The organism is Streptacidiphilus sp. MAP12-16, assembly GCF_041262165.1.
GTDB lineage: Bacteria > Actinomycetota > Actinomycetes > Streptomycetales > Streptomycetaceae > Streptacidiphilus.
The window spans coordinates 281398-307291 of the sequence record NZ_JBGCBY010000002.1; the positions used below are offsets into that span (position 1 = coordinate 281398).

The following is a 25894-nucleotide window of genomic DNA, read 5'->3' on the forward strand; positions in this document are numbered from 1 at the left end:
TTCCCCCTCTCGATGCGGTACACCGACGGTAGGCCAACCAGACGCCATCGCGGGAAACGCGTCCACCGGGGGCCGGTCAGGAACGGCCCGGTGGCAGGACCAGGGGCGCGTCCGGGCCCTGCGCGGTGGCGGCGAGCGGCGCGTACAGCGCGGACCGCCGGTCGTAGAGCCCGACCACGAGGTAGTAGATGTTCGTGACCGCGACGAGGACGAGAGAGGTGACGCCGTACAGGGCGCTGCCCAGCCCGGGAACCAGGTCAGGGGAGAGGGTGTAGGCCATCACGACCCGGACCACTGAGTCGGCCAGCAGCCCGACGCCCCACAGCACCGAGGAGATCCTCCAGATCCGGCGGAACCCGGGCAGCCGCTCCCAGAGCACGTCCCAGGACTCGCGGGGCATGCGCGGGTGGTTCTGCAGCAAGGGGCGGCTGAACAGGAACGCCAGCGGCCGCTCCGCCCTGACCGAGACGAGGAACCACAGCGCGCTGACCCCCGTGAGCCAGCCCTCCTTCGCCAGCAGGAAGCGGGTACTGCCGGTCAGCAGGGAAACGGCGGTGCCCAGCAGCATGATGGTCAGGGTGTACACGGCGAGCCCGTCGACGCGGCGCTCGCGCAGCAGTCGGTAGCCGGCGGCCGCCGCCGGCACCGCGGAGGAGATGACCAGCGTGAGGTAGATGCCCATGCCCGCCGCGCGCAGCCCGTAGTACAGCCCGACCGGCACCACCAGGTCGACCAGCAGGTTCACGGCCGTGTAGCCGCGCCCCCCGCGTTGGGGCCGCTCGCGGCGCGGCGCGTTCACCGCTCGCTCCGGGTGGCCCGGTCGAACAGCGTGACAAGCTCCTCGCCGTAGGCGGCGAGGTCGAGGTCGGGACGGCTCTGCAGCATGAACGGCAGCCCGTCGACGGAGCGCTGGATGGTCGCGGCCATCACGTAGGTGTCGAAGTCGCGGAACTCGCCGCCTCGTTGCCCGGCGCGCAGGATGCCCTGCAGGTGTCCGAGCACGTCCTGCTCGGTGCCCGCGTCGTAGGAGCGGCCGCCCTCGTCGTCGCGGAAGTCGAGGAAGATCGCCATCAGCGCCTTCATCTGGGCGGGATGGGTCGCGATGAACTCCACCACGCCGCTGATGTAGGCGCGCAGGGCACCGCGCGCGTCGGTCCGGTCCGCCATGCGCTCGGCCATGAACCGGCCCATGGTGGTGTACGTGTCGGCGACGACCGCGCCGATGAGCTCGGACTTGCCGGCGAAGTGGTACGAGATCAGTCGCGTACTGGACAGGCCTGCCCGCTCGGCGATGCGTGCGAACGACGCCTGGCTGTAGCCGAGTTCGGCGATCGTGTCGATGGTGGCGGCCATGATCTGCGCACGTCGCGCGGTCGCCGTGAGCGATCGGCGCGGTACGCCGCCCTGCTGGGTTACTCGCATGAGTAAATTATGCGTCGGTCAGGTAAGCACATGCAAGGAGCAAGTCGGCTCGCACCGATGAAACGGGTGAACATCGCCACAGCCCGGCCCAGGGTCTGTCCGGCCGATCTTCGCGGGCGCCCACCGCCGCAGTGTGACGCCACGCGGCTCCGCCGCGTGACGGCACCTCGCCGCGTTGGCGCACCGCCCTGGTAGCTCCGCTACGAAGGGCGCTCCGCCGCCTTGCGAGGCAGCGCCCCGCGGCGGAGCCGCTGGTGCCCGCAGCGGCGAAGATCGGCCGGACAGACCCTAGTTCGGAGTCTGCTCGGTCCAGATCGTCTTGCCGGTCGCGGTATGGCGGGTACCCCAGCGGTTGGTGAGCTGGGCGACCAGGAGCAGGCCCCGGCCGCCCTCGTCGAAGACCCGGGCGCGGCGCAGGTGCGGGGAGGTGGAGTTGCCGTCCGAGACCTCGCAGATGAGCGAGCGGTCGTAGATGAGCCGGAGTTGGATGGGCTCGGCGCCGTAGCGGATCGCGTTGGTGACCAGCTCGCTGACGACCAGTTCGGTGACGAAGGCGATCTCGGTCAGGCCCCAGGCGTCGAGCTGGGCGGCGGCGTTCCTGCGGGCCTCGGCGACACCGGCGAAGTCGGGGGCCAGGTCCCAGACCCGGACGTGGTCGGAGTCCAGCGCCGCGGTGCGCGCCAGCACCAGTGCGACGTCGTCGGCGGGGTGTTCCGGGAGCAGAGCTGCGAGCACCTGGTCGCAGTGGGCCTCCAGCGAGGCGCGGGGGCCGGTGAGCGCCTGGCGCAGCCGGGCGATCCCGAGGTCCGGGTCGCGATCCGTGGCCGCGACCAGACCGTCCGAATAGAGCGCGACAAGACTGCCCTCGGGCAGTTGGAGCTCTGTGGTTTCGAAGGGCAGTCCACCCACGCCCAACACCGGCCCAGGTGTGATGTCGACGACGTCGGTGGTGCCGTCGGGCAGCACCAGGACGGGAGGCGGATGGCCGGCGCTGGCGACGGTCAGCATCTGCGACGCCGGGTCGTAGACGGCGTACAGGCAGCTCGCGCCCGTCTCGCCACTGCCGACCTGGTCGCCGCTCTCCGCGTCGCCGCCGAGCCGCACGACCAGATCGTCGAGGTGGGCCAGGAGTTCGTCCGGGGGCAGGTCGACGTCGGCGAGCGTGTGCACCGCGGTGCGGAGCCTGCCCATGTTCGCGGACGCGTGGAGGCCGTGCCCGACCACGTCACCGACCACGAGGGCGACCCGGGCACCCGAGAGCGGGATGATGTCGAACCAGTCCCCGCCGATGCCGGCCAGCGAGTCGGTCGGCAGGTAGCGGCAGGCGACCTCGACTGCGGACTGCCGGGTGGGGCCGTGCGGCAGCAGGCTTTCCTGCAGGGTGAGCGCGGTGATGCGCTCGCGGGTGTAGCGGCGGGCGTTGTCGACGCAGACGGCGGCGCGGCTGGTGAGCTCCTTCGCCAGGGTGAAGTCGTCCTCGTTGAAAGCGTCCGGCCGGGTGCGCAGCAGCACCGCGACGCCGAGCGTGGTGCCGCGGGCGATCAGCGGCACTGCCATCAGGGAGGTGACGGTGAAGCCGCGGATCTTCTCCGCCCGGGCCGGCGCGCTCGCCATCCACCGATCGAAGTCCGGGTCCCCGCTTCCGCTGAGTACCGCCCGTCCTGAATGCAGGGCCCGGGCGGGTGGCGAGTAGGGCGGGTAGGTGTCGCTGGCGCCGAGGCCGATGACGGCCTCCGGGGTCCCCTCCACGGTCGACAGATGCGCCACCCGGCGCAGTACGACCGTCGCGTCCAGAGGGTCGGTCGCGGGCTCCTCGCCACGCATCACCCCCTCGAGCAGGTCGACGCTGGTGAAGTCGGCGAATCGCGGGACGACGAGCTCGGCGAGTTCCTGCGCGGTTCGGCCCAGGTCCAGGGTCGTGCCGATCGAGACCGCTGCCTCGTCCAGCACGGCCAGACGTTGGCGTGCCCAGTGCTGCTCGCTGCTGTCGAACGCGGCCATCCCGACCGCGCACACCATTCCGGTCGGATCCCGTATCGGCCACATCTCCAGGTTCCAGGCGTGCTCGCGGATTCCGGAGGGCGCGCGGGTGTAGCTCTCGTAGTGCACCGGCTTGCCCGTCGCAGCCACGTCGCGCAGCGCCCGCAGAGTGCCCAGCTGGCTTACGTCCTCCGGGACGCCTGCGGGGAAGATCCGTCCGCGCAGAACCCCCTCGCCGACCCCCATCACCTCGCAGGCCATGTCGTTCAGCCGCAGGTACCGCTGTTCGACGTCGAAGACCGATATCGACATGGAGGCCTGGCGGAACGCCCACTCCACCAGGGCGTGATCGTCTTCGTCCCCGCCGCTCGGGTCCATGGGATCAGCATGACTCCACCCCTGCCGGCCAACAAATCGGCGTACTCACAGCAAGGACAGCTGAGTCGGCGTGGGCGCGGCCGGCTCGGGTACCGGACGCGGGGAGGGGGTTTCGCTCAGCATCGGCGCCAACCCGTGGGCGGCTGACAGTTCGCGCACCTGGCGGGTGACCCGCTGCTGGTACCAGGTGGGTGCGTAGGCACTGTGGTGGTACAGGCGCTCGTAGCGGGGGACCAGGTGCGGGTGCCGGCGGGCGAGCCAGGAGAAGTACCACTCCCGGGCCCCCGGCCGCAGGTTCAGCACCAGCGGTGTCACCGACGTCGCGCCGGAGGTCGCGATGGCGCGCACCGTCGCATCCAACTGCTCCGGTGTGTCGGACAGGAAGGGCAGCACCGGAGCCATCAGCACCCCGCACGGGATCCCGCTCGCATTGAGTGTTCGGCAGGCGTCCAGCCGAGCCCGGGGCGCGGGAGTGCCCGGCTCGACGTCATGCCACAGCTGCGGATCGGTGAACCCCACCGAGACTGCGGTGCGTACCTCTGTCACCGCCGCTGCCTGCGCCAGCAGCGGCAGGTCGCGCAGGATCAGGGTGCCTTTGGTGAGGATGGAGAAGGGGTTGGCGTAGTCGCGCAGTGCGCTGATGATGCCTGGCATGAGCCGGTAGCGGCCCTCGGCGCGCTGGTAGCAGTCGACATTGGTGCCCATGGCTATGTGGCCGCCCTGCCAGCGGGGTGCGGTGAGTTCGCGGCGCAGGAGTTCGGGCGCGTTCACCTTGACCACAATCTGGGTGTCGAAGTCGTGGCCGGTGTCCAGGTCCAGGTAGCTGTGCGTGTTGCGGGCGAAGCAGTAGACGCAGGCGTGACTGCAGCCGCGGTAGGGGTTGATGGTCCAGGAGAAGGGCACCTGCGAGGCGCTCGGGACGCGGTTCACGATGGACCGGGCGCGCACCTCGTGGAAGGTGATCCCGCTGAACTCGGGGGTATCGAACGTTCGCGACACCACGTCCACGCCGAAGAGCGCGGCGGTGCCCTGGTCAGAGCCCAGGTTCGCCCAGCGCATGCTGCCTCCCGGTGTTCGTGGCCAGTACCAGCAACTATAATAGAACACATAATCGAATATGCGTCGATGCAGGTGCCCGCGAGCCGTCCTGGCCGGATCGGACTTGGACATGTTGTGCAGTCTTGAGAGACTCTGCTCGTGCTCATGGGTGCCCGACACGGTGACCGACAGTTCGGGAAGGTGATCCTTCCGCTGGGCATCCTGCTCTCCCTGGTCCTGGGTCTGGGGCTGGCGGCGTTCCACCTCACCTCCGGGGCCGGCGGTCTCACGGTGCGTCGGAGTGCGGACATCTCCGCCGACTACGTCGCGATCGCCTCCGTTCCTGCCGCGCCGCCCGCCCCCGCTTTCGGGCCTGGCGCATCCACCGGCTCGTACGCCGAGGACTGCGGGCGCAACGAGAACGGCCTGCACCGCAACGCGGACAACGTGGTGATCTCGCCGGGAGTCGTGGGCGGCGCGCATCATGTGCACGACTACGTGGGCAACCTGTCCACCACCGCCGTGTCGACCGACGCCACTCTGGCCGCTGCCGGTACCACCTGCACGGACGGGGACCGCTCCACCTTCTACTGGCCGGTGCTGCGCCGGACGGACCGGCCCGGCACCGACACCTCGTCCGTGGGTGGCGGCGTCCACCACAACGTCGGAGAGATCCTCACCCCGGCCGCCGTGCAGGTGGAGTTCCTGGGCAATCCGGTGAGCGAGGTCGTCCCCATGCCCCGCTTCCTCCGCCTGCTGACGGGTGACCCGGTGGCGGCGACCGACGGCGGAACGAACGCCAGGGCCGAGTGGGGCTGCGCCGGTTTCCCAGGGCGCGTCACCGGCCGCTACCCGCTCTGCCCGAGCGGCAGCAGCCTGACGCGCACCCTGGATTTCCCCAGCTGCTGGGACGGGCGCTCCACCGACAGCCCCGACCACCGTGCCCATGTGGTCTTCCCGGCCGCCAATGGCGTCTGCCCGCACGACACCTTTCCCGTGCCGCAGCTGCGCGTCGTCCTCAGTTACGACCTACCGCCCGGAGTGCCGTTCGCACTTGACTCCTTTCCGGAGCAGCTGCACGACCCGATCACCGAACACGCGCTCTTCGTCGATGTGATGACGGATCGTCAGATGGCTGCGGTGGTCGCCTGCGTCAACCGCGGGCGTCAACGCTGAGAGCTCACGCCGGGTTCGTGGGCTTGCGGCGCGGGGCGGCGGAGCGGGGCGGGATGGTGCGCATGTGTCCGCGGACGCGGCCGAGGATGTCGCTGAGCGCGGCGATGTCGGTGCGGGCGAGAGGTTCCAGGAGGAGGCGCTGCACGAGTTCGATGTGGCCGGGAAGCACCCGGCCGAGCAGGTCCTGCCCCTGCGCGGTGGCGGTGACGATGATGCTGCGTTCGTCGTCGGTGGAGGGTGATCTGGTGACCAGCCCGGCCTTGCCCAACTGGGCGACTTGGTAGGTCAGTCCGCTGCGGCTGTGGACCAGCCGGTCGGCGATGTCGGTCATGCGTCGCTGTCCGTCGGGGGTCTCCCCGAGCACGGCGAGGATCTGGAACTGGACATAGCTGAGTCCGCCGTCCTCGCGCAACTGCTGCTCGACTGCGTGCTGCAGCAGGCTGCTGACCTCCATCAAGGAGAAGTAGGCGGCCAGTTGCTCGGGATCGAGGGGCGGGGTTCTGGACATGGTCACCAGTTTACTTGCTACGAATTCGAAGTTAACGTACAGTCGAAGAATGCTTCGAATTCGAAGTAGAGTGACTACGATCGAAGGGACGTCGCCATGAGCATGGCGTATCTCGCGCAGCCCGAGCAGCAGCAAAAGCTCGAATGGCTCGACGGCGGCGTCTTCGCCGTCCTCCTGGACAGCGCGGCCACCGATGGGCAGCTCACCGTCGGGCGGTTCACCGTCGCCAAGGGCGAAGCGCCGCCGTACCACCTGCACACCCGCGAGGACGAGGTCTTCCTGCTACTCAAGGGCAGCGCGCTGGTGTGGTCCGACGACCAGGAGATGGAACTGTCGGAGGGCGGCATCGTCTACCTGCCCAAGAACGTCCCTCACGGCTACCGGATCACCTCCGACACCGCGGACCTGCTGATGATCTGCACCCCCGCCGGCATCGAGGGCATGTTCCGCCATGCCGGACGCGACCTGGCCACCCCCCGTCCTGAGGGCTTCCAGCTCTCCCCGCAGCGCATGGCCGAAGCCGCCGACATGTACGGCCAGGTCATCGTCGGGCCGCCGCGCTGACCGCTCGAGCGTCCGTTCCAGGCCGCGTGGCCGCGAGCCGGAGCGACCTCGGACGGCTTTGAGCCTGCCCGACGGTGTCGGGTCAGGTACTGATGGCCGGAACTCTCGTGCGCGCCGAGCGGGATCAGTCGTGGGGGAGCGAGGATGATGGCGAAGCGTGGTCCGGCGAGCGTGTCGGCACCTTTGTCTCCGCTGCTCCGGGAGGGATCCGTGATCGCGAGCCGTGATGGTCAGGGCCGATGCCGTCTCGGCGGCGGCCGACGTGGGTGGTGCGGATGGGCATGATCAACGCTGTGGGGCTGGTCCTGCACCCCCGGCGCGACTCCAAACCGGCGATCGACACGATGGTTGCCTGGGCGCAGGGGCGGGGCGCCGCGGTGTTCGGACTCCCCGAGGAGGTCGGGCGCATCGCCTGCGACGCGATTCCGGTGGGGGCGGAGGAGTTGGTGACACGGGCCGACCTGCTCGTCAGCCTGGGCGGAGACGGCACCATGCTCCGTTCCATGCGGTTGCTGTCCGGCCGTTCCACTCCGGTGCTCGGCGTCAATCTCGGACGGCTCGGCTTCCTGGCCGAGATCGACCTGGAGGAACTGCCGTGGGCACTTTCGGCCATCGACGGGCACCGTTTCACCACCGAGCCGCGCATGGCGGTGAGTACCGTCCTGCCCGGCGGCCGTGAGGAGACGGCGTTCAACGACATCGCGCTGGTCCGCGTGCCCGGAGAGGGTCAGGCAGCTGTGGCGGTCTCCGTGCAGGGCACTGACTTCGTCAGGTACGCCGCGGACGCGGTGATCGTGGCGACCCCGACGGGGTCCACCGCCTACAGCTTCTCGGCGGGTGGGCCGATCGTGTCACCGACCGTCGAGGGGATCCTCGTCATTCCGGCAGCAGCCCACTCGACCTTCAACAGAGCGCTGATGCTTTCCGCGGACGAGGAGGTCACCCTCGATCTCCTTCCGTCGAGCGGGCGGCTGGCCGTCGAGGTGGACGGGATCGTCTCGGGCTACCTGACAGCCGGGGAGAGGATCTCCGTCACCGCGCTGCGCGCCGCCGCCAGCGTTGTCCGACTCGGGAGGACCACCTTCTACCAGCGCGCCCGACGCAAGCTCCGGGTGGGCGGCAGCGCGGAGGTCGACCAGTGACCGGGGCCGGAGGATCGGGTCCGTCGGCGCCTGTGGTGGGGTTGCCGGAGTACCGAGCCGCGCGCGGGAACGCCGCCTTCGTGCTCGTTCCCCAGTGCTGCGGCCGCCGCCGCGGGTCGGACGGAGCGTCGCAGTCGGCGAACTGACGCACCGTCAAGGCACGGGTGCAAGCCACGAGCAGTGCGACGTCGTTCGCTCGAGTGGGCGGGTATCTGCGGCGCGGCAGCGGAGGCGTACCCGGTCTCGGAGGCAACTGCCGCGCTCTGAGCGGGTCATCGGGAGCGAGGGCCGGGCAGTCCCGAGTTGACGTCGGGTCAGCGGCTGTGGCTACCGCGGCGGCTCGGGGCGCTGCGGGCCTTCCTCCGAACGCTCCGTAACGAGATCACAACGCTCTGGCGATCAAGCGGAGCGCGCTGCCAAGGTGTCCCGTATGCGCCGAATCCTCACCCTCACCCTCACCCTCACCCTCGCCTCCGTCGCCTGTCTGACGCTCACCGGATGCGCCAGCAACGCAGGCGCGAGTAGCGCCGCCGAAAGCCCAGCTCCCGGCACCGCCCAGCTCGCGCCGGCCGCCAACCGAACCAACGCTGCCACCACCCTCCGAAGCAACGACGAGCACTACCGGGCACTCCTCGCCGAAGGAGAGGCCGCCTGGGGCAACCCCTCCTTTCGGGCCTGGCAGCAGAAGGCCGCGCTCGACCTGACATACCAACAGGCATACACGACCGCCGACCAGAACTTCCACGCCAGCGATGAGCCCCCGTCCATCGGCACCTGGCGCGAGGACATATCCACTGCCAGCCAGGCCATCAACGACTGGGCCGGCCAGTACGCTCCGGCCACCTCCGACCGCGCCCACATGCCCCCGCCCACGGCGGTGACCACCGCGATCGACAAGGCCGACCGGGACGCGAACGACGTCGCCGCCGGAAAGTAACCGGATTCCAGCGGGGGCCGGCGCGGGCAGCGGGCGGACGTGGCAACCCCACCTTTGGGGCGCCACGTCCTTCGGCCTCCGCTCGACCGGCCTCCGCTCGGCGTCGGCCCCGCACGTCGCGTCGGAGCGGCTGACGGTCCGGACGCCCCCGGGCGTCAGACGTCTGTCGAGTCTCCAGAGGTGAGGCGGACGTGCTCGGCACCGCCGAGGTTGCCGATGACGGTGTCGTAGATGGGCCGGGCCAGGTCGGTCAGGAGCGCGTCGTGGATGTCGATGGCGCGCTGGGGCTTGACCTCGCGGATGTAGTCGACGACCTCCGAGGCCTTGTTCCAGGGGGCCATGACCGGGATCATCAGCGTGCGAACCGCTTGGTCCGGCACAGTGAGCGCGTCGCCGGGGTGGAACAGCGAACCGTCCACCAGGAAACCGACGTTGGTGACCCTCGGCAGGTCCGGGTGGATGACTGCGTGCAACTCGCCGTGCACCTGCACATCGAATCCGGCGGCACTGAAGGTGTCGCCGTGCCCGACGGTGTGCACCCGGCCGGGGAAGGCTGCCGAGATCTGGTCCGCGACGGAACGCAGAGTCCAGATCTCGGCGCCCGGGTTCGCCTCCATGGCGCCTCGCAGCCGCTCCTCGCTGAAGTGGTCCATGTGCTCGTGCGTGATGAGAATCGCGTCCGCTCCGGCGGCCGCGTCCTCCTCGCTGAAAGCGCCGGGGTCGAGGACCAGGGTCCGGCCGTCCTTCTCCAGGCGGATGCAGGCGTGCGCCTTCTTCGTCAGCTTCATGATCAGTCATTCTCCGAACGGGAAACGGGGAAGGGAGCGGCGGCAGGCGGCCAGCAGGATCGTGCAGCGGATTGGGCTCCCGACCGCCCTCACCCCGATGGTCGCCGTGTCCGCTGCGGCGCGCACCTCGGCGCCCCACCGGATCCAGCCGGTGCCGCGTACCGGTGGTGGCGGGTCGATTGGGCCCGGGGAGCCGGCTGCGACCACGCTACGCCGCCTCCTCACGAAGCGCGGTCGGTGCCGGCTCGTCAACCGTGGACTTTCGGCTTGAGCGTGCTTCCCGGGCGGAGCCGGCCCTCGTCGTCGAGGTCGTCCAGCACGGCGGGCAGGCCCACGCTCAGCATCTTCTGCCGGACGTTGCCCAGGAGCTTGGCCATGAAGAACCCGCCCGGCCCGGTGAAGCCGGTGTGGTGGTACGTGAAGCGCGTCCCTCCGGCGTGTGGTTCGAGCCGGTAGAGCACCTCCGTCACGTCGCCGCCGTCGCCGCCGGTCCACGAGTAGCGCAGCAGCGAGGGCTCGTTCGCCTCCAGCACCTCGCAGTCGACGACGCCGCTCCAGCCCGGCTTGGGCTTCGCGACGAACTGGAACCGCGTGCCCACTGTCGTGGTGAATCCCTCCGGCCGTCCGCCGGCGCCGGTCGCCGTCCACAGCGGGACGAGCGTCGGGTCGGTGACGGCGCGCCAGACCTTCGCGGGGGCATGCGGGTAATCGCGGACGATGTGGATGGTGCTCATGGCGGGCTCCTCGCGCTGGTGAGTGTCAGGGCGAGCCACTGATTACAGCGACTATAAATTTACTGTAGCAGAAAATATCTGGCGACTGGACTATGCTGGAGCCATGAGCATGCGCACAGTGGACTGGACGGCGTTGCGGCCGCGGACCGAGGAGCCCACGGCCGAGGGGCTGCGGGAGCGGAAGAAGCGGCTGATGCGCCAGCAGTTGTCCGACACCGCGACCGAGATGTTCATGGAGCGGGGTTTCGACGCCGTCCGGGTGTCCGAGATCGCCGAGGCGTGCGGAGTGTCGGAGAAGACGGTCTTCAACTACTTCCCCACCAAGGAGTCGCTCATCCTGGACCTCGGGGAGTCCACTCTGGCATCACTCCGGACCGGCCTGGTCGAGCCCGGCCTCTCCCCGGTCGAGGCGGTGTTGCGGATCCTGTCCGACGAACTGCACGCCATCACGTCCTGGCTGGCCGCACAGGACGACCCGGTTCAGGCCGGCCCTTTGATCCTGCGCTTCGGTGTACTGACCAGGTCCACGCCGTCACTGCGGGCCTACCAACGCGACATGACGGACCGGCTCGTCGCCGCAGCCGCCGAGATCCTGGCCCGGCGAGCCGGGATGGGCCAGGAGGAGCCGGAGCCGCAGATCGCGGCGACCGTTCTGCTCGGACTCTGGCCCATCCAGTTCCGAGCACTGGGGAGATATCTCGACGGCACCCGCACCCCCGCAGAACTGCACGAGGCGGTGAGCACCGAGGTTCGCCGCGCAGCCCGGCTCATCGACGCCGGGCTGGGCTCGTTCGGGGCTTTGGTGCCGGGCTCGGGCGGGCAACCGGCCGCGCCGGACGGCTCGGTGCCATCCGACTCCATGTCCCCACACCACTGACCGCTACGGGGCATCCCAGCCGGCCTGCGTCCTGGCGTGGGCGGTCCACATGTCTCCCGGGGGTCCGGGGTGGACCGCCCACGCCGTGTCAGGCCGGTCGCGGTGCGGTCCGGGTCAGGAGCTCGCGGCCACGGTGTAGCGGGAGCGGTTGTTCTCTCCGACGTGTTCTGCCACGACGCCCTCAGCGACCATGCTCTTGAGGACGTTGCGGAAGTTGGTCGCGTCCGAGGACTTCCACTCGGAGCCCATCACCGTGCGAGACACCTCGGCGGCAGACTGGGGTTCCGGGGAGACCAGGAGCGTTGCCACGATCTTCGTGCGGTCCGCGCGCACCGACTTCTCCACCGGTGCGGATGCGGTCTTCTTGGTCGTGCGCGAGGCAGCGCCGGCGGCCTTTCGCACTCGCGCGGGAGCCGCCACCTCGACAGCCGCAACCTCTGTTTCGGCAGTTGTGGTGCTCTCGGCGACCGGCTCCGCTGTGGCTGCGGGAGTTGCGGTCGCGGCTGCGCGCGCGGATCGGCTCGCGGTCTTCTTGGCCGTGGCCTTCTTGGCAGCGGCCTTCGTGGGAGTGGCCTTCTTCGAGCCGGCCTTTGCTGAACGTGCCCTCGGGGAAGCAGATGTGCGCGTCCTTACCGCGCGTACCGGCTCCTCGGCGTCCACGTCCTGCGGCGACGCCTCCAACTCTTCGGCCACCGTCGAGGAGGCAGAAGTCGCGGAGGCAGAAGTCGCGGAGTAGAACGCGGTGCCCGACTGCGTCGACTTCATCGCCTGGCCCGTCCCGGTGAGCACGGCCAGCGCACGACGAACGGTCTGGACTGCCGCGTTGCCGGCATCCGGACCGTTCACTCCGGTGGCGATCTCCGCGACCTTGTGCACGCCGGGAGTTGCTTCCAGGAAGTCCAGGACGTTGCGCTGGCTCGCGTTCAGCGCCTTTGCCGCCGTGGCCGGTGTCTCTGCCTCCGTTGCGGCCGGTTCCGTTGCCGGGAGTTCGTCCACCACGGCGTCGACCTCCGCGGCCGCCACGGTCTCCTGGGTGGTCGTCTCGTCGGTGTCCTCGCGCGACTGACGCGCCTTGGGCACGGTCGCCGTCTCCGCTACCGCACCGTCAAGCTCGCCGAGCTTGGCGACCAGTAGGTCGCGACCGGCCACCAGGACCTCGACCGAGGCCTGCTTGGATGCGAGTTGCTCGCTGAGTTCGGCGACCTCCTTGCGGGCCGCCTCGAGCTCGTTGTCCAGCTCGCCCAATTGCTCGCTGAGGTAGCTGCGAATGCCCGCGATCACCGACTCGAGCTTGGTGATTGATGCCTGTGCCATGAGCGCCTTACCCATCATCGAAACCATTGTGTTCCCGTGATGGTAGGCACATCTGGCGGAAGTTGCGTTCCCACGTACCGAATTTCATCCGCTCGGGCTGGTGTTGTGATGGGAATCGTGAGCTGGAGTCAGCCGATGTGGTGCCGGTGCGCATAGCCGATGGCGGCAGCTCGGTCCCGTGATCCGGTCTTGGCGAAGATGCGGTTGATGTGGGTTTTCACCGTGTGGTTGCTCAGGAACAGGCGGTCGGCGATCTCCGGGTTGGTCAGTCCGCAGGCGATCAGACCGAGAATCTCGGCCTCGCGCTGCGTCAGTCCGTCGGGCGGCGCAGGCGCCGGCTCAGCGGGTTGGGACGGCTCGGGCAGCGAAGGCGCGGCCGTGGCAGCGAGCAGCGTCGCGTGCACACCGGGATCGAGAACGGACAGCCCGCCGGCGGCGGCGTGCAGGGCACGAGCGATGCCGGTCCGATCGGCGTCCTTGGTGAGGTAACTGCGTGCGCCCGCCCGTAGAGCGTCGAGAACGGACGCGTCGTCGACGTAGGTGGTGAGTACGACGATCGCGACGCCCGGGTGTTCGGCTTTCAGCCGACGGGCATGTGCAGGTCGAGCAGGATCGCGTCGGGTTGGTGCTCGGCGACCAACTCAAGTGCTTCTCGCCCGTCCGCGGCGGCGCCGACCACCTCGATGTCGGGGAGACCGTCGAGCAGCAGCACGAGGCCTTCACGGACGCTGGCCTGGTCGTCGGCGACGACGACGCGCAGTGCTGTGCCGGTGCGGGCGAGGGTCATCGGGCCGCATCCGCTGGTCGGGGCCCGGGAGCGAGCGGGAGTTGAGCGGTGACGGTCCACTGGTTGTCGCGCGGGCCCGCCGAGAGCGTGCCGTTGAGCAGGAGCAGCCGTTCACGCATGCCGGTCAGTCCGTAACCGCCGTTGACGCCGCTGCTGCCCTCCGTCCCGACAACTCGGCTCGGGTTCACGTTGTTGACGACGGTGAGGCGGATGTCGTGTTCGCCGTAGTCGAGGCGGACTCCGACACGCTGCCCCTCCGCGTGCTTGGCAGCGTTGATCAGTGCCTCCTGCGCGGCGCGTAGCAGTGCGATCGTGGCGTCGGGCGGCAGCGGCCTGAGGGTGCCGCCGGTGTCGAAGGTGACGGCGACGCGATAGCGCTCGCCGTAGGTGTCGATCACTCGGGCGAGTTCTTCGTTGAGCGGCAGGGTATCGACCCGCAGGGCATGGACGGCTCGGCGGGTCTCGACCAGGCCGTCGCCGGCCATCCGCTGGGCGGTGGTCAGGATCTCGACCGCTCGATCGATGTCCCGGCGATCGGCCAGCACGGCCCGTGCCGCCTGGATCTGGATCCCCAGCGCGCCCAGGGAGTGAGCGAGCACGTCGTGGATCTCACGGGCGATACGCGTACGCTCGTCGAGGACGTCAGCTCGGCGTTGCTCGGCCTGCAAGTGCTCGTACTGGGCCAGCAGCGCTGCGGACTGTTCGGCTTGGACCCGGTAGGCGCGCCGATTGCGCCCGGGCAGCAGCCCCACGATCAGCAGCAGCGGGAATGGGCTGATCTTCATGGCCGTCGCCATGCTCCTGATGCGCACAGTCGGACTCGCCGTCGGGGCATCCCGCCTGTCCGCGGCTGCTCCCGCCGAGCAGAACACCCTGACCGCGAGCCGACGCTGACGACCGCTCCGGGAACCGCTGGTGCTCAAACCTGGCTGATGAGCAGGGCGTCGAGCTTCTGGTAGCCCTCGATCACTCCCCGGTCCATGCCGCTGGCGAGGATCGCGTCGCGGCTCTCCATGCTGTCGACCACCCCGAGCGCGGTGGTCCGGGTGCGCCCGTTGCCGAGGTCCTCGAAGACCATGGTCTCCAGGGAAACTCCGTCGGGGTAGCCCTCGAAGGTGAAGGTCTGGACCAGGCGCCGGTCGGGTCGCACTTCGTGGAAGGAGCCGTAGAAGGCGGCGATCTCCACGCCGTCGCGCCATGCGGAGTAGCGGTAGCTGCCGCCGGTGCGCGCGTCCCAGTAGTCGATCTTCATGCTGGTGTCCTTGGGGCCGAGCCACTGGACGACCAGGTCGGGGTCGGTCCAGGCCCGGTAGACCCGCGCGGGCGGCGCGTCGAACTCGCGGACGATGCGGATCGTCGGCAGCTTCGGATCGGCCTCGATCCGGGTCTCGTTGGAGGTGGTGGCGGTCATGATGCTGCTCCTGTCTGCTGGTGGGTCGTGTCCTGGTCCATTGCCGCGAGTACGGCGTCTAGGCGCTGGAACCGCTCCTCGGCCTGTCGGCGGTACCGCTCGATCCAGGCGGTCATCAAGTCGAACACCTCCGCTTCCAGATGGCACGGCCGGCGCTGGGCGTCCCGGCTGCGGCTCACGAGACCGGCCTCCTCCAGCACCTTGAGGTGCTTGGAGACGGCCTGCAGCGAGACGCCGTAGGGCTTGGCCAGCTCGCCGACCGTGGCATCGCCCACCGAGAGCCTGGCCACTATGTCGCGCCGGGTCGGATCGGCGAGGGCGGTGAACGCCCGGGAGAGCTGAACTTCAGTCACGGAACACTCCCGCTGATTGTCTACAACCGACTGGTTGAATACGAATACGACGCTACGCCGCGCCCTGTGCGTTGTCAACCAATCGGTTGATAACGCAGGGCGCGGCGTAGCCGCTGGTCAGGCTCCCGGGGACGTCCGAACCGGCGTCCGGTAGGCGGTCAGCTGGAGTGGAGTTGCTCCTCGCTCGCGGCCATCGCCGCAGTCTCCCGGCCCCGGTTCAGAGAGCGCGAGACCAGTACGTAGGCCACAGCGGACACGAACAGGCCGACCACCCAGGCGATGTCCGTCCCGGCGAGCTGCTGCGCACCCGGCCCGGTGTAGTGCCAGCCGCCGAGGTCGGGCAGCACCATGAAGGGGATCTCGGCTGCGAAGCCCACCGCGTAGGCGGTGAGACCACGCCAGGACCAGGCTCCGTAGACACCGGACGGGGTGAAGAGGTCGGCGATCGCGTAGTGGCCGCGGCGGACCACGAAGAAGTCCACGAGGTTGGTCGCGGTCCACGGCACCAGCAGGTACAGCATCAGGGTGAGCGCGGTGAAGACGGTCGACACGGCGTTGGCGGAGATGAGTGAGGCCACCGCGTACCAGAGCACGGCCAGGCCGAGGATGGTGACGACGCGTGCCCTGCGCGTCGGCGTGATCGGGCGGAAGGAGTCGATGCCGGTCAGCACGGTCAGCATGCCGCCGTACGCGTTCATGCCCATGGTGGCGACGAGGCTCAGCGCGGAGAGCACCGCCGCGGCTGCGCCCAGGCCGGGGATGAAGTGGTCGCCGGCGTCGCGCAGGCCGACCAGCCCGTCGCTGGCGCCGAGCCGGATGGCCAGCCACGCGCCGAGCGCGATCAGCCAGACCGCCGAACCGGACGCGCCGAAGAACACCGAGGCGATCAGCGCGCGGGCCGACGTGGTCCGGGGCAGGTAGCGCGAGTAGTCCGAGACGTACGGGGCGTAGGTGATGTTGTACGCGGCTGCGGCAGAGAACTGGGCGAAGAACGCCGCCCAGCTGAAGACGAGGTGGGTGGTCGAGGGCTGGCCACCGGCGTGGCCGGTCAGCACGCCGACGGTGACGAGGATCATCAGTGGCAGCGAGATGTAGAGCAGCCAGCGGAACGCACGGTGCACCCAGTCATGGCCGTAGATCGCGAGCAGGACCGCGAGTACCGCGGTTCCGACCGCCACCCAGCCGGGGCTCCAGCCGAAGACCCCGCCGAGCCCCTGGGAGAGCAGCACCTGGTCGGCGACGTTGAAGCCCAGGTAGGTGAACAGCGTGCCGACCAGGACGAGGACGACGCCCCGGTACCCGAACTGGGCCCGTGACTGGATCATCTGCGGTAGCCCGAGGACCGGGCCCTGCGAGGCGTGGAACGCCATGAACAGCGTGCCCACCGCGACGCCCAGAACGCCGGCGAGGATGGTCGGCCAGAGCGGCAGGCCCAGGGACGGGCCGACGAAGCCCAGCGCGATGGTGAAGTACTGGAAGTTGCCCAGGAACCACAGCGGCGCCTGGTGCCAGACCCGTCCGTGGCGTTCCTGGTCGGGGATCCAGTCGATCGAACGGGTCTCGACTCCCAGAGATCCCGCTCCCACATCGCCGGGTCTGGTCGGGGACGGGGTGAGTGTGCTCGGTGCTTCCGCCATGGCTGGCGCCTCCTCGGGCGTTCACGATGCAGAGTGCATCGGGGTATGCGGTCGTTTCCTGTGGATCGACACCTGGTCGCGCGGGATCGGAGCGGACGTGCGAGTGGTCGGTGGTCGGTGGTCAGGCCGGACGGTCTGCGGAGGGCGGAGCAGCGGGGGAGAGGTGCTCGTGCACGGCCAGCCAGCGATCCGGAGATCGCTGACCGGGCGTCAGCTGGAAGACGATCGTCTCCCGTTCCTTGGCGGTCTCCTGGCCCCCGTGCGTGCTGATCCGGGTCTCGACCTCGTGGCTAAAGACAGCCGTGGCGCCGAAGATCTGGATCAGCGGACGGCTGGACCTGCAGCTCAGCACGCGGAAGCCGTCCTGGTCGACCCAGCTCTGCCACAGCGCGCGGTAGTCGGCCACCGAAGTGAGGCGCTGCTGGGTGCTGTGGAAGAGGAAGGTCGCGTCCGGGGCGAACGCCGCGAAGTAGTCGTCGAGCCGGCCCTCGGCGAAGGCCGCGACCAGGGCGTCCGCGGCGAGTTGGACGTCGTCGGCGGCGGCGGCGTGGACGTGGGCGGCGACGTGGATGTGGGCGGCGGCGTGGACGTCGGTGGTCGACTCCGCGCTGGATTCGGTCGTCACGGCTTCTCCTCGGGGTCCTCGGGCGCCAGCGCCAGCAGGCTGACCAGGTCGTAGGCGACGTGCGACGCCGCCACCGAGGTGATCTCGGCGTGGTCGTACGCAGGGGCGACCTCGACCACGTCCGCGCCGACGAGGTGTGTCCCCGCCAGTCCGCGCAGGATCTCCATGAGCTCGCGGCTGGTCAGGCCGCCTGCCTCCGGGGTGCCCGTGCCGGGCGCGTGCGCCGGGTCGAGCACGTCGATGTCGACGGACACGTAGAGCGGGCGGTCCCCGATCCGCTGCCGCAGCGCGTCCACCGTCTCGTCGACGCCGCGCCGCATCACGTCGGCGGAGGTCACGATGCCGAAGCCGAGGCGTCGGTCCTCCTCCAGATCCCGCTTTCCGTAGAGCGGTCCCCGGGTGCCGACGTGGCTGAGCGCCTCGGTGTCGAGGATGCCCTCTTCCACCGCCCGTCGGAACGGCGTCCCGTGGGTGTACTCGGCGCCGAAGTAGGTGTCCCAGGTGTCCAGGTGCGCGTCGAAGTGCAGCAGCGCCACCGGTCCGTACCTGCGGGCGACGCTGCGCAGCAGCGGCAGCGCGATGGTGTGGTCACCGCCGATGGTGACCAGTCTGCTTCCGGCGTCCATGAGTTCCCCGGCCGCGTGCTCGATCGTCTCGACGGCCTCACCGATGAGGAAGGGGTTGCAGGCGATGTCGCCCGCGTCCGCGACCTGCTGGGTGGCGAACGGTGCGACATCGAGGCCCGGGTGGTACGGCCGCAGCAGCCGGCTTGCCTCGCGGACGGCCGTGGGGCCGAACCGCGCGCCCGGACGGTAGGAGACCCCGCTGTCGAAGGGCACGCCGACCACGGCGACGTCGCACCGCTCCACCTGGTCCAGTCGCGGCAGGCGGGCGAAGGTGGCGGGCCCGGCGAAGCGCGGGACACGCGAGGAGTCGACGGGGCCCCTGGGCTCGGTCATGGTGGTGGTCCTCGTTCACAAGTAGCCGGCGGCTGGTTCCGGGTCGGCGTGCGCATCAGTCTGGGTGGCCGAAAAGGAACCAGCAATTGTCTCAGGCATGAAGCATTAGGGTGTTTCCTGTGGCTGACCACAACCCTGCCGAGCTCACCAGGCTCAGCGTCGAGGACCTGCTCTCCTTCCCCGCGCTCCAGTTGCGCGTGCTGGCGGGCGAGTCCGGACTGCGGCGTTCCGTCTCCTGGGCGCATGTGAGCGAGCTGGAGGATCCGACGCCGTGGCTGCTGGGAGCCGAGGTGATCATGACCACGGGTCTGGCCGTCCCCCGTGCGGCCGCGCGCCAGCGCGCCTACCTCGAACGGCTGGACGACGCGGGGGTGTCCGCGCTGGCTCTCTCCGCCCAGCTGCACACGCCCCCGCTGCACCGCTCGTTCCTGCTGGCGGCCGAGGAACGCGGGATGCCGGTGCTCGAGGTGCCGCTCGCGGTCCCGTTCATCGCCGTCGCTCAGGAGGTCGCGGCGGCCGTCCGCGAGGACGAGGGAGAGCGGCTCGGCGCGCAGTTGCAGGTGTTCGGCGCGCTGCGCTGGCTGGCCGCGGAGAGTCTGGACACCCCCGCGCTGTTCCGCCGCCTGGAGCAGCTGTCCGGCTACGAGGTCTTCCTCTGCACCCCGCAGGGCCGCCCGCTGCTGCCGGGGGTGCCGGTGCCCGACCTCTCCGTGCTCCCGGACTCCGTGGACGCCCCTCCGACCATTCCCGGTGGCTTCGCCCTGCCGGTGCCGGCGCCGGGCGGCCCCGCCGGGTTCCTCGTCGCCTTCGAGCGGGCGGGCGCGCGACCGGCCGGTTTCGCGGTGGTCCAGCACATCGCCACCGTGGCCGCCCTGCAACTCGCCCGGGTCCGCCACGAGCGCGAGACCCTGCGGCGAGAGGGCGCCGAGACCCTCGCCGAGCTGCTCCAGGACGTCCTCGACCCGGCGGCGGCCCGACGCAGGCTGTTGCGCCTGTCGATCCAGGGGGAGACCGTGCTCCTGGTGCTGCGCGGCGTCGGCGACGAGCAACTGCTGCACCATCTGGACGAGTACCCGCACCTGCTGCTCAACCGAGGCGATGACCGGTACCTGCTCGGAGCCCCTGAGCTGGGTGCGGCGGTCGCCGGGATCCACGGCGTCGCGGCCGGAATGAGCCGCCCGTTCCCACCTGGCGAGTCGCTGCGGGTCGCCCAGCGCGAGGCGCTGTGGGCGGTGTCCAAGGCGGCGGAGTCGGGCCGGTCGCTGATCCGCTACGGGAGCGACACCACCGGCCGGTGGCTGCCGGACGACCCGGCGGTGCTCGGGGCACTGGTCGAGCACGTGCTGGGCGAGGTGCTCCGCTATGACGCGGCCCACGACTCCCAGCTCCTGGTCTCGGTGCGGACCTGGATGGAGCGCGACCGGCGGACCGAGGTCGCGGCGGAGGCGCTGCATGTGCACCCCAACACGCTGGCCTACCGGCTGCGCCGTTTCGCCGCCCTCACGGGACGCGACCTGGGCTCGACCGAGGCGTTCGCCGAGGTCTGGCTGGCGCTCCGGGCCGCCGGTCAGCTCGGCCTGACGGACTGACAGTCGTCACCGTGCGACCGCCCGGTAGGATTGCCTCCCAGGCGCGGAAGTGCCTTTTGTTCAACGATCCCGTGAGAGACTGTCTGGCGAGAGAGTCAGCGGATTCCTGCAGACCGGACGAGTGGGGAAGACAGTGAGCACCGACGCTCTCGGGACCTGGGTCTCCGATCTCGGGAAGGACAAGGACCTGCTCGGGCGGAGCAGCACCGCCGAGCGCGTGGCCGGCATCCTGCGGGACCGGGTGACCGAGGGGTTCATCCCGCCCGGCACCCGGCTGTCGGAGGAGGCCATCGGCGAAGCCCTGGGCGTCTCCCGCAACACCCTTCGCGAGGCTTTCCGGCTGCTGACGCACGAACGACTGCTCGTGCACGAGCTGAACCGCGGCGTCTTCGTACGCACGCTCAGCAGGGACGACGTCGTCGGGTTGTACCGGCTCCGCCAGATCGTGGAAGGCGCCGCCGTCCGCGAGTTGGCGAGCGCACCCGACCAGGTGATCGCGGCGATCCGCACTGCCGTCGAGGACGGCGAGCGTGCGGCCTCCGAACACCGCTGGCCCGACGTCGGCACCGCCAACCTGCACTTCCATCAGGGGATAGTGCAGCTGGCCGGATCCCCGCGCCTGGAAGAGTTCATGCTCCGCATCCACGCTGAACTCCGGCTGGTCTTCCACGTCATGGACAACCCGCGCCGCTTCTACGAGCCGTACCTCGCCCGCAACCGCGAGCTCATGGCAGCGCTGGAATCCAGGGACACCAAGCAGGCAGAACTGCTCCTCTCCGTCTACCTCGCGGACGCGGAACGCCAACTGCTGCGCGCCTTCACGCACGCCCAGCCTCCGGCCGCCGAGGCAGCCACGCGCTGACGCCCGATTCGGGACCCGCGCCACGGGTCCCCGCGCCGCCGCAGGGTTTAAGTTTGTTGAACAATACTGCAACAGCCTGGCCGCCTTGGCTAGCCCCCGTCGGGCGTCACGCGGGGCGTCATGCGGGGCGATGTGCGGGCGATGGGCGAGTTAACTCAAACGTTGCAGAGCGCCCTCTTGAAGGATCGTTGAACAATCCCTACCTTGTGGGGAAGACGCAGGGAGTGGGTGAAGGAAATGCCCGTTCCGCCGGTTTTGGTGCATGGTGACTGCACCCGCGCTCTGCCGTCGACTGGCTGTCCATATCACTGGACCCCGCCCCCTTCCCCTGAGGTGCGATATGACCGCAGTCTCCGCAAGACCTCCCGCGACCGCAACCAGCTCCGACGACATGACCGGCCGGTTCGCCTGGTTCCGTTCGCTGCCCGCACAGGGCCGTCGCGCGTTCTTCGGTGCGTTCGGCGGGTACGCACTGGACTCCTACGACTTCCAGGTCCTGCCGTTGGGCATGGTCGCCATCGCCGCCTACTTCCACATCTCCAAGGGTCAGGCCGGGCTGCTGACCACGGTCACCCTGGTCGTGTCGGCGATCGGCGGCGTGTTCGCTGGGATGCTGATCGACCGGGTGGGGCGGGTCCGCACCCTGATGATCACTGTGGCGACCTACGCGGTCTTCACGGTGCTGTGCGGCTTCGCGGTGAACTACCCGATGCTGCTGACGTTCCGGGCGCTGCAGGGGCTGGGCTTCGGCGGCGAGTGGGCGGCCGGCGCGATCCTGGTCGCCGAGTACGCCTCGACGCGCTACCGCGGGCGCACCGTCGCCTTCGTCCAGTCGGCCTGGGCGGTCGGGTGGGGTCTGGCAGTGATCGTCGCCACCGTGGTGCTCGACCATGTCAGCGGCGGCCTGGCCTGGCGCATCCTGTTCTGGACCGGCGCCCTGCCCGGCCTGTTCCTGCTCTATCTGCGGCGCGGCGTCAAGGACGCCCCCGCCGCCGCCGAGCGGCGCGCCACCGAACCCCGCACACCGGTGACCGCGATATTCGGACCGGGCCTGCGGCGCACGACGGCCTTCGCCACGCTGCTGGCAACCGGGGTCCAGGGCGGCTACTACACGATTGCCACCTGGCTGCCGACGTACCTCAAGACCGTGCGGCACCTGACCGTGGTGGGCACCGGGTCCTACCTGTTCCTGCTGATCACCGGGGCCTTCGTCGGCTACCTCACCGGCGGCTATGTCACCGACTGGCTGGGGCGGCGCAAGGCGATCGCGCTGTTCGCCGTGCTCAGCGCCGCGATCATCATCGCCTACACCCACATCCCGGCGGGCCAGAACAATGTGCTGCTCGTCCTGGGCTTCCCCCTCGGGTTCTGCTCCTCGGCCATCTTCAGCGGCTTCGGCTCGTACCTGGCCGAACTGTTCCCCGGCAGCGTCCGCGGCACCGGACAGGGCTTCACCTACAACGTCGGCCGGGCTGTCGGAGCGTTCTTCCCCACCGCGGTCGGATTCCAGGCCGGTACGCACGGACTGGGCAACGCCCTGCTGTACGGGGCGGTCGGCTACGGCATCGCGGTGGCGGCGCTCTTCGGGCTGGCCGAGACCCGCGGCAACGACCTTTCTTGACCCCTCGTCAGTTCCGGGTCCGCCAACACCAGTCACCAGGAGGAACCACATGACGGTGCCCGTCGGCGCTCCGGATCTGAGCGACTGTACGCCCGCCGAGGCCAGAGCCGCGTTCCGCGCCGGCACCGACGTACCGACCTCGGGTGTCGCGCCCGGGCACACCCAGGCCAACCTCATCTCGGTGCCCCGGGACTACGCCTACGACGTGCTGCTCTTCGCCCAGCGCAACCCCAAGCCGTGCCCGGTGCTGGAGGTCACCGAACCCGGTTCGTGGCACTCCCGGCTGGCGCCGGGCGCGGACCTGCGTACCGACCTGCCGAGCTACTCCGTCTGGCGGGACGGTGAACTGACGGGCACTCACCAGGACGTCAACCCGTGGTGGCGCGAGGACCTGGTGACCTTCCTGATCGGATGCAGCTTCAGCTTCGAGACGCTGTTGCGCACGGCAGGGGTGCCGCTGCGCCACGTAGAGCAGGGCACCAACGTGCCGATGTACGTCACCAACCGGTCCTGCGCGCCTGCGGGGCGCCTGCGCGGCCCGCTGGTGGTCTCGATGCGGCCGATCCCCGCGCACCTGGTCGCGCAAGCGGTGCAGATCACCGCGATGATGCCCGCGGTCCACGGGGCCCCGGTCCAGGTCGGCCGGCCCGAGGCTTTGGGCATCCATGACCTGTCCGCCCCGGACTTCGGCGACCCCGTGACCGTTCAGGACGGCGACGTGCCGGTCTTCTGGGCCTGTGGGGTCACCACCCAGGCCGCGGTCATGCACTCCGAGCCTCCGTTCGCCATCACCCACACCCCGGGGCACATGTTCATCACCGACGACCTGGACATCGACTACCGAATCGCCTGACTCCCGCCCGCCCGCCCGACGGGACGGTGCCCGCGTACCAACGACGAGCAAGGACGCAACCACACCATGAAGCCTCCGCAACCGGTCATCGACCTCAACAGCGACCTCGGGGAGGGTTTCGGCAACTGGGCGCTGGGCGACGACGACGCCCTGCTGTCCGTCGTCACGAGCGCGAACATCGCCTGCGGCTTTCACGCCGGGGAACCGAACACCATGCGGCGCACCTGCTGGACCGCTGCCGAGAACGGCGTCGCGATCGGCGCCCACGTCGGCTACCGCGATCTCGCCGGCTTCGGCCGGCGAAGGATCGACATCGATCCGGAGGACCTGATCAACGAGGTGGTCTACCAGATCGCCGCGCTGGACGGTTTCGCCCGCCTGGCCGGCACCCGCGTCGGTTACGTCAAACCGCACGGCGCGCTGTACAACACCGTGGCCACCGACCCGGTGCAGGCAGCCGCCCTCGCCGAGGCCGTCCACCGCTACGACCCCGATCTCGTCCTGCTCGGCCTGGCCGGCTCCGCCGGGCTGTCCCAGGCACGGACCAGAGGACTGCAGACGGTGGAGGAGGCCTTCGCCGACCGCGCGTACGACCGCGACGGGCGACTGGTGCCGCGCACCCTGCCGGGCGCGGTCATCCACGACATCGAAGCTGTGGTGGAACGCTGCCTGGCCATGGCACTCGGCGGCGAGGTCACCGCGCTCGACGGCAGCGTCGTGCCGCTGCGGCCCCGCTCGTTGTGCGTGCACGGCGACACCCCCGGTGCGGTGGAGATCGCCCGGGCGGTGCGGTCCGCCCTGCTGGACGCCGACGTGCTGCTGGCCCCGTTCACCGGTCAGGAAGCGCTGTGCGCTTCCTGACCGCCGGCTCGCGCGCCGTGCTGATCGAGGTCGACGGACTCGACCAGGTCATGGAGCTGCACCAGAGTCTGCACCGCAGCCCGGCACCCGGGACCGTGGAAGTCGTCCCCGCCGCGACCACCGTGCTGGTCACCTTCGACCCCGCCGTCACCACGCGCGAGCGACTGACCGCCGACATCGCCGACATCGCCGACCGCAGGCCAAGTACGGTGCCGCCCTCGGATCAGGGGCTGGTGGAGATCCCCGTCGTCTACGACGGACCCGACCTCGCCCAGGTCGCCCACAGCACCGGGCTCAGTATCCGCGAGGTCGTCCGACGGCACACCGACGCCCGCTACACGGTCGCGTTCGGCGGCTTCGCCCCCGGCTTCGCCTACCTCAGCGGCCTGGACCCCCTCCTGCGGCTTCCACGCCGACCGGTTCCGCGAACCCGGGTCGCACCCGGATCGGTGGCCGTCGCCGACCAGTTCACCAGCGTCTACCCCAGCCGGTCGCCCGGCGGCTGGCATCTCCTGGGCCACACCGAGACCGCCATGTGGGATGTGGAGCGGGACCCGCCCGCTCTGTTGGTCCCAGGCCGCCATGTCCGCTTCGTCCAGGTGCTGGTGTGATCGAGATCCTGCGCCCCGGACTGCTCACCACCATTCAGGACCTCGGCCGCCCCGGCCGCACCGCTCTCGGCGTCGGTGCCAGTGGCGCGGCGGACCGCGGCAGTCTGCGCCTGGCCAACCGCCTTGTCGCCAACAGCGAATCCGCGGCCGCCCTCGAACTCACCTACGGTTCCTTCGCCGCCCGCTTCCACATGCCGGCCACGATCGCACTGACCGGAGCCCCCTGCCCGGTCGCCCTGGACGGGCGCCTGGTCGGGATGAACGGGCCGATCCACCTTCGCGCCGGCCAGCGTCTCGAGATCGGCGTGCCCACCGAGGGACTGCGGACCTACCTGGCCGTGCGCGGCGGCATCGACGTACCGCCCGTCCTGGGATCCCGCGCCACCGACACCCTCTCCGGCATCGGCCCACCTCTGCCGGCTCCCGGGACTCGCCTGCCGATCGGTGCGGACGTGGACGGCTATCCCCTCGTCGACCTCGCGCCCGTGCGCGGCTACGGGGACGAGGTGATCCTGCGCATCGTCCCCGGGCCCCGCGACGACTGGTTCGCTCCCTCAGCGCTGGCTGCCCTGTGCGGCGGTCCCTACCAGGTCACCGCCGACAGCAACCGGATCGGCATCCGCCTGAGCGGCCCACCGCTGGAAAGGGCGATCCACCGCGAACTGCCCTCCGAGGGCATGGTCGCCGGTGCCCTGCAAGTCCCTCCGAACGGACAGCCCGTGCTCTTCCTCGTCGACCACCCGGTCACCGGCGGCTACCCGGTCATCGCCGTGATCACCGATCAGGACATCGACCGGGCGGCACAACTACGACCCGGCCAGAGCGTCAGGTTCGAGCGCAGGGCGCGAGGACGAGGTCTCTAGGAGG

At 70.0% G+C, this 25894-nt stretch carries 26 protein-coding genes and 1 pseudogene; 12 read left to right on the forward strand and 15 right to left on the reverse strand.

The features are described from left to right. Window positions 1–76 precede the first annotated feature (76 nt). The 4 genes from ABIA33_RS03265 to ABIA33_RS03280 form a co-directional block, all read right to left on the reverse strand. Window positions 77–799: a VC0807 family protein gene (locus ABIA33_RS03265; RefSeq protein ID WP_370076695.1), complete on the reverse strand. Its 723-nt coding sequence runs from the start codon at window positions 797–799 to the stop codon at window positions 77–79. After that, window positions 796–1422, reverse strand: coding sequence for a TetR/AcrR family transcriptional regulator (locus ABIA33_RS03270; protein ID WP_370076697.1), 627 nt, complete (start codon window positions 1420–1422; stop codon window positions 796–798). Before ABIA33_RS03270 ends, ABIA33_RS03265 begins: the two co-directional genes overlap by 4 nt. A gap of 288 nt (window positions 1423–1710) precedes the next feature. After that, window positions 1711–3780 carry a SpoIIE family protein phosphatase gene (locus tag ABIA33_RS03275; RefSeq protein ID WP_370076699.1) on the reverse strand — a complete coding sequence of 690 codons (2070 nt, stop codon included), beginning with the start codon at window positions 3778–3780 and terminating at the stop codon, window positions 1711–1713. A 45-nt stretch (window positions 3781–3825) separates the two neighbouring features. Beyond that, the gene (locus ABIA33_RS03280) at window positions 3826–4839 is read right to left on the reverse strand and encodes an Rv2578c family radical SAM protein (protein WP_370076701.1); all 1014 of its coding nucleotides are present in this window, start codon (window positions 4837–4839) and stop codon (window positions 3826–3828) included. Between the two features lie 180 nt (window positions 4840–5019). Between ABIA33_RS03280 and ABIA33_RS03285 the strand changes: the two genes are divergently transcribed. Beyond that, window positions 5020–5994: a DUF1996 domain-containing protein gene (locus ABIA33_RS03285; protein ID WP_370076703.1), complete on the forward strand. Its 975-nt coding sequence runs from the start codon at window positions 5020–5022 to the stop codon at window positions 5992–5994. 4 nt (window positions 5995–5998) lie between these two features. Here ABIA33_RS03285 and ABIA33_RS03290 read toward each other — a convergent pair whose 3' ends face one another. Continuing rightward, complete coding sequence (locus tag ABIA33_RS03290) at window positions 5999–6502, reverse strand: MarR family winged helix-turn-helix transcriptional regulator (RefSeq protein ID WP_370076705.1); 504 nt, start codon at window positions 6500–6502, stop codon at window positions 5999–6001. Between the two features lie 96 nt (window positions 6503–6598). Between ABIA33_RS03290 and ABIA33_RS03295 the strand changes: the two genes are divergently transcribed. The 3 genes from ABIA33_RS03295 (at window position 6599) to ABIA33_RS03305 (ending at window position 9145) form a co-directional block, all read left to right on the forward strand. Continuing rightward, complete coding sequence (locus tag ABIA33_RS03295) at window positions 6599–7066, forward strand: cupin domain-containing protein (RefSeq protein WP_370076707.1); 468 nt, start codon at window positions 6599–6601, stop codon at window positions 7064–7066. Between the two features lie 281 nt (window positions 7067–7347). Further along, complete coding sequence (locus ABIA33_RS03300; RefSeq protein WP_370076709.1) at window positions 7348–8208, forward strand: NAD(+)/NADH kinase; 861 nt, start codon at window positions 7348–7350, stop codon at window positions 8206–8208. Between the two features lie 430 nt (window positions 8209–8638). Then, entirely contained in the window at window positions 8639–9145 is a 507-nt protein-coding gene (locus ABIA33_RS03305; RefSeq protein ID WP_370076711.1) for a hypothetical protein, read from the forward strand. A gap of 155 nt (window positions 9146–9300) precedes the next feature. Here the strand turns inward: ABIA33_RS03305 and ABIA33_RS03310 are convergent, their stop codons facing one another. After that, a complete protein-coding gene (locus ABIA33_RS03310; protein WP_370076713.1) occupies window positions 9301–9933 on the reverse strand; it encodes an MBL fold metallo-hydrolase in 633 nt (210 codons plus the stop codon). Window positions 9934–10181: 248 nt separating this feature from the next. Further along, complete coding sequence (locus tag ABIA33_RS03315) at window positions 10182–10667, reverse strand: SRPBCC domain-containing protein (protein ID WP_370076715.1); 486 nt, start codon at window positions 10665–10667, stop codon at window positions 10182–10184. Window positions 10668–10770: 103 nt separating this feature from the next. Here ABIA33_RS03315 and ABIA33_RS03320 point away from each other — a divergent pair, with 103 nt between their 5' ends. Next, a complete protein-coding gene (locus ABIA33_RS03320; protein ID WP_370076717.1) occupies window positions 10771–11544 on the forward strand; it encodes a TetR/AcrR family transcriptional regulator in 774 nt (257 codons plus the stop codon). A 114-nt stretch (window positions 11545–11658) separates the two neighbouring features. On the opposite strand, the gene ABIA33_RS03325 is transcribed toward ABIA33_RS03320, so the two are convergent. The 8 genes and pseudogenes from ABIA33_RS03325 to speB form a co-directional block, all read right to left on the reverse strand. Continuing rightward, a complete protein-coding gene (locus tag ABIA33_RS03325; RefSeq protein WP_370076719.1) occupies window positions 11659–12858 on the reverse strand; it encodes a hypothetical protein in 1200 nt (399 codons plus the stop codon). Between the two features lie 128 nt (window positions 12859–12986). Further along, window positions 12987–13645, reverse strand: a pseudogene (locus ABIA33_RS03330) (response regulator). Further along, entirely contained in the window at window positions 13642–14430 is a 789-nt protein-coding gene (locus tag ABIA33_RS03335) for a sensor histidine kinase (protein ID WP_370076722.1), read from the reverse strand. Before ABIA33_RS03335 ends, ABIA33_RS03330 begins: the two are co-directional and overlap by 4 nt. A gap of 134 nt (window positions 14431–14564) precedes the next feature. Then, window positions 14565–15056, reverse strand: a complete 492-nt coding sequence (locus tag ABIA33_RS03340) for an SRPBCC family protein (protein WP_370076724.1) — start codon at window positions 15054–15056, stop codon at window positions 14565–14567. After that, window positions 15053–15409, reverse strand: a complete 357-nt coding sequence (locus ABIA33_RS03345; RefSeq protein WP_370076726.1) for an ArsR/SmtB family transcription factor — start codon at window positions 15407–15409, stop codon at window positions 15053–15055. The genes ABIA33_RS03340 and ABIA33_RS03345 overlap by 4 nt, the downstream gene beginning before the upstream one ends. A gap of 158 nt (window positions 15410–15567) precedes the next feature. Continuing rightward, complete coding sequence (locus ABIA33_RS03350) at window positions 15568–17046, reverse strand: cytosine permease (RefSeq protein ID WP_370076728.1); 1479 nt, start codon at window positions 17044–17046, stop codon at window positions 15568–15570. 121 nt (window positions 17047–17167) lie between these two features. Further along, a complete protein-coding gene (locus ABIA33_RS03355) occupies window positions 17168–17671 on the reverse strand; it encodes a nuclear transport factor 2 family protein (RefSeq protein ID WP_370076730.1) in 504 nt (167 codons plus the stop codon). Further along, window positions 17668–18630, reverse strand: coding sequence for an agmatinase (speB, locus tag ABIA33_RS03360; RefSeq protein ID WP_370076732.1), 963 nt, complete (start codon window positions 18628–18630; stop codon window positions 17668–17670). The genes ABIA33_RS03355 and speB overlap by 4 nt, the downstream gene beginning before the upstream one ends. A 119-nt stretch (window positions 18631–18749) precedes the next feature. Here speB and ABIA33_RS03365 point away from each other — a divergent pair, with 119 nt between their 5' ends. The 7 genes from ABIA33_RS03365 to ABIA33_RS03395 all read left to right on the forward strand — a co-directional run bounded on the left by ABIA33_RS03365 (window position 18750) and on the right by ABIA33_RS03395 (window position 25890). Then, window positions 18750–20219, forward strand: coding sequence for a PucR family transcriptional regulator (locus tag ABIA33_RS03365; protein WP_370076734.1), 1470 nt, complete (start codon window positions 18750–18752; stop codon window positions 20217–20219). A 133-nt stretch (window positions 20220–20352) separates the two neighbouring features. Beyond that, window positions 20353–21081: a GntR family transcriptional regulator gene (locus ABIA33_RS03370; protein ID WP_370076736.1), complete on the forward strand. Its 729-nt coding sequence runs from the start codon at window positions 20353–20355 to the stop codon at window positions 21079–21081. A gap of 340 nt (window positions 21082–21421) precedes the next feature. Beyond that, window positions 21422–22702 carry an MFS transporter gene (locus ABIA33_RS03375; RefSeq protein ID WP_370076738.1) on the forward strand — a complete coding sequence of 427 codons (1281 nt, stop codon included), beginning with the start codon at window positions 21422–21424 and terminating at the stop codon, window positions 22700–22702. Between the two features lie 49 nt (window positions 22703–22751). Continuing rightward, window positions 22752–23555: a putative hydro-lyase gene (locus ABIA33_RS03380; RefSeq protein ID WP_370076740.1), complete on the forward strand. Its 804-nt coding sequence runs from the start codon at window positions 22752–22754 to the stop codon at window positions 23553–23555. A gap of 66 nt (window positions 23556–23621) precedes the next feature. Then, window positions 23622–24416, forward strand: a complete 795-nt coding sequence (locus tag ABIA33_RS03385) for a LamB/YcsF family protein (protein WP_370076742.1) — start codon at window positions 23622–23624, stop codon at window positions 24414–24416. Beyond that, a complete protein-coding gene (locus ABIA33_RS03390) occupies window positions 24404–25027 on the forward strand; it encodes an allophanate hydrolase subunit 1 (protein WP_370076744.1) in 624 nt (207 codons plus the stop codon). The genes ABIA33_RS03385 and ABIA33_RS03390 overlap by 13 nt, the downstream gene beginning before the upstream one ends. After that, window positions 25024–25890 (forward strand): biotin-dependent carboxyltransferase family protein, encoded by an 867-nt coding sequence (locus ABIA33_RS03395; protein WP_370076746.1) that lies wholly within the window; start codon window positions 25024–25026, stop codon window positions 25888–25890. Before ABIA33_RS03390 ends, ABIA33_RS03395 begins: the two co-directional genes overlap by 4 nt. Window positions 25891–25894: the final 4 nt, after the last annotated feature.

Bases quoted from the DNA above. Each gene is read 5' to 3' on its own strand.
- ABIA33_RS03270 (WP_370076697.1), bottom strand. From the start codon at position 1,422: ATGCGAGTAACCCAGCAGGGCGGCGTACCGCGCCGATCGCTCACGGCG.
- ABIA33_RS03275 (WP_370076699.1), bottom strand. From the start codon at position 3,780: ATGGACCCGAGCGGCGGGGACGAAGACGATCACGCCCTGGTGGAGTGG.
- ABIA33_RS03280 (WP_370076701.1), bottom strand. From the start codon at position 4,839: ATGCGCTGGGCGAACCTGGGCTCTGACCAGGGCACCGCCGCGCTCTTC.
- ABIA33_RS03290 (WP_370076705.1), bottom strand. From the start codon at position 6,502: ATGTCCAGAACCCCGCCCCTCGATCCCGAGCAACTGGCCGCCTACTTC.
- ABIA33_RS03295 (WP_370076707.1), top strand. From the start codon at position 6,599: ATGAGCATGGCGTATCTCGCGCAGCCCGAGCAGCAGCAAAAGCTCGAA.
- ABIA33_RS03300 (WP_370076709.1), top strand. From the start codon at position 7,348: ATGATCAACGCTGTGGGGCTGGTCCTGCACCCCCGGCGCGACTCCAAA.
- ABIA33_RS03305 (WP_370076711.1), top strand. From the start codon at position 8,639: ATGCGCCGAATCCTCACCCTCACCCTCACCCTCACCCTCGCCTCCGTC.
- ABIA33_RS03310 (WP_370076713.1), bottom strand. From the start codon at position 9,933: ATGAAGCTGACGAAGAAGGCGCACGCCTGCATCCGCCTGGAGAAGGAC.
- ABIA33_RS03315 (WP_370076715.1), bottom strand. From the start codon at position 10,667: ATGAGCACCATCCACATCGTCCGCGATTACCCGCATGCCCCCGCGAAG.
- ABIA33_RS03320 (WP_370076717.1), top strand. From the start codon at position 10,771: ATGAGCATGCGCACAGTGGACTGGACGGCGTTGCGGCCGCGGACCGAG.
- ABIA33_RS03325 (WP_370076719.1), bottom strand. From the start codon at position 12,858: ATGGCACAGGCATCAATCACCAAGCTCGAGTCGGTGATCGCGGGCATT.
- ABIA33_RS03335 (WP_370076722.1), bottom strand. From the start codon at position 14,430: ATGAAGATCAGCCCATTCCCGCTGCTGCTGATCGTGGGGCTGCTGCCC.
- ABIA33_RS03340 (WP_370076724.1), bottom strand. From the start codon at position 15,056: ATGACCGCCACCACCTCCAACGAGACCCGGATCGAGGCCGATCCGAAG.
- ABIA33_RS03350 (WP_370076728.1), bottom strand. From the start codon at position 17,046: ATGGCGGAAGCACCGAGCACACTCACCCCGTCCCCGACCAGACCCGGC.
- speB (WP_370076732.1), bottom strand. From the start codon at position 18,630: ATGACCGAGCCCAGGGGCCCCGTCGACTCCTCGCGTGTCCCGCGCTTC.
- ABIA33_RS03375 (WP_370076738.1), top strand. From the start codon at position 21,422: ATGACCGCAGTCTCCGCAAGACCTCCCGCGACCGCAACCAGCTCCGAC.
- ABIA33_RS03380 (WP_370076740.1), top strand. From the start codon at position 22,752: ATGACGGTGCCCGTCGGCGCTCCGGATCTGAGCGACTGTACGCCCGCC.
- ABIA33_RS03385 (WP_370076742.1), top strand. From the start codon at position 23,622: ATGAAGCCTCCGCAACCGGTCATCGACCTCAACAGCGACCTCGGGGAG.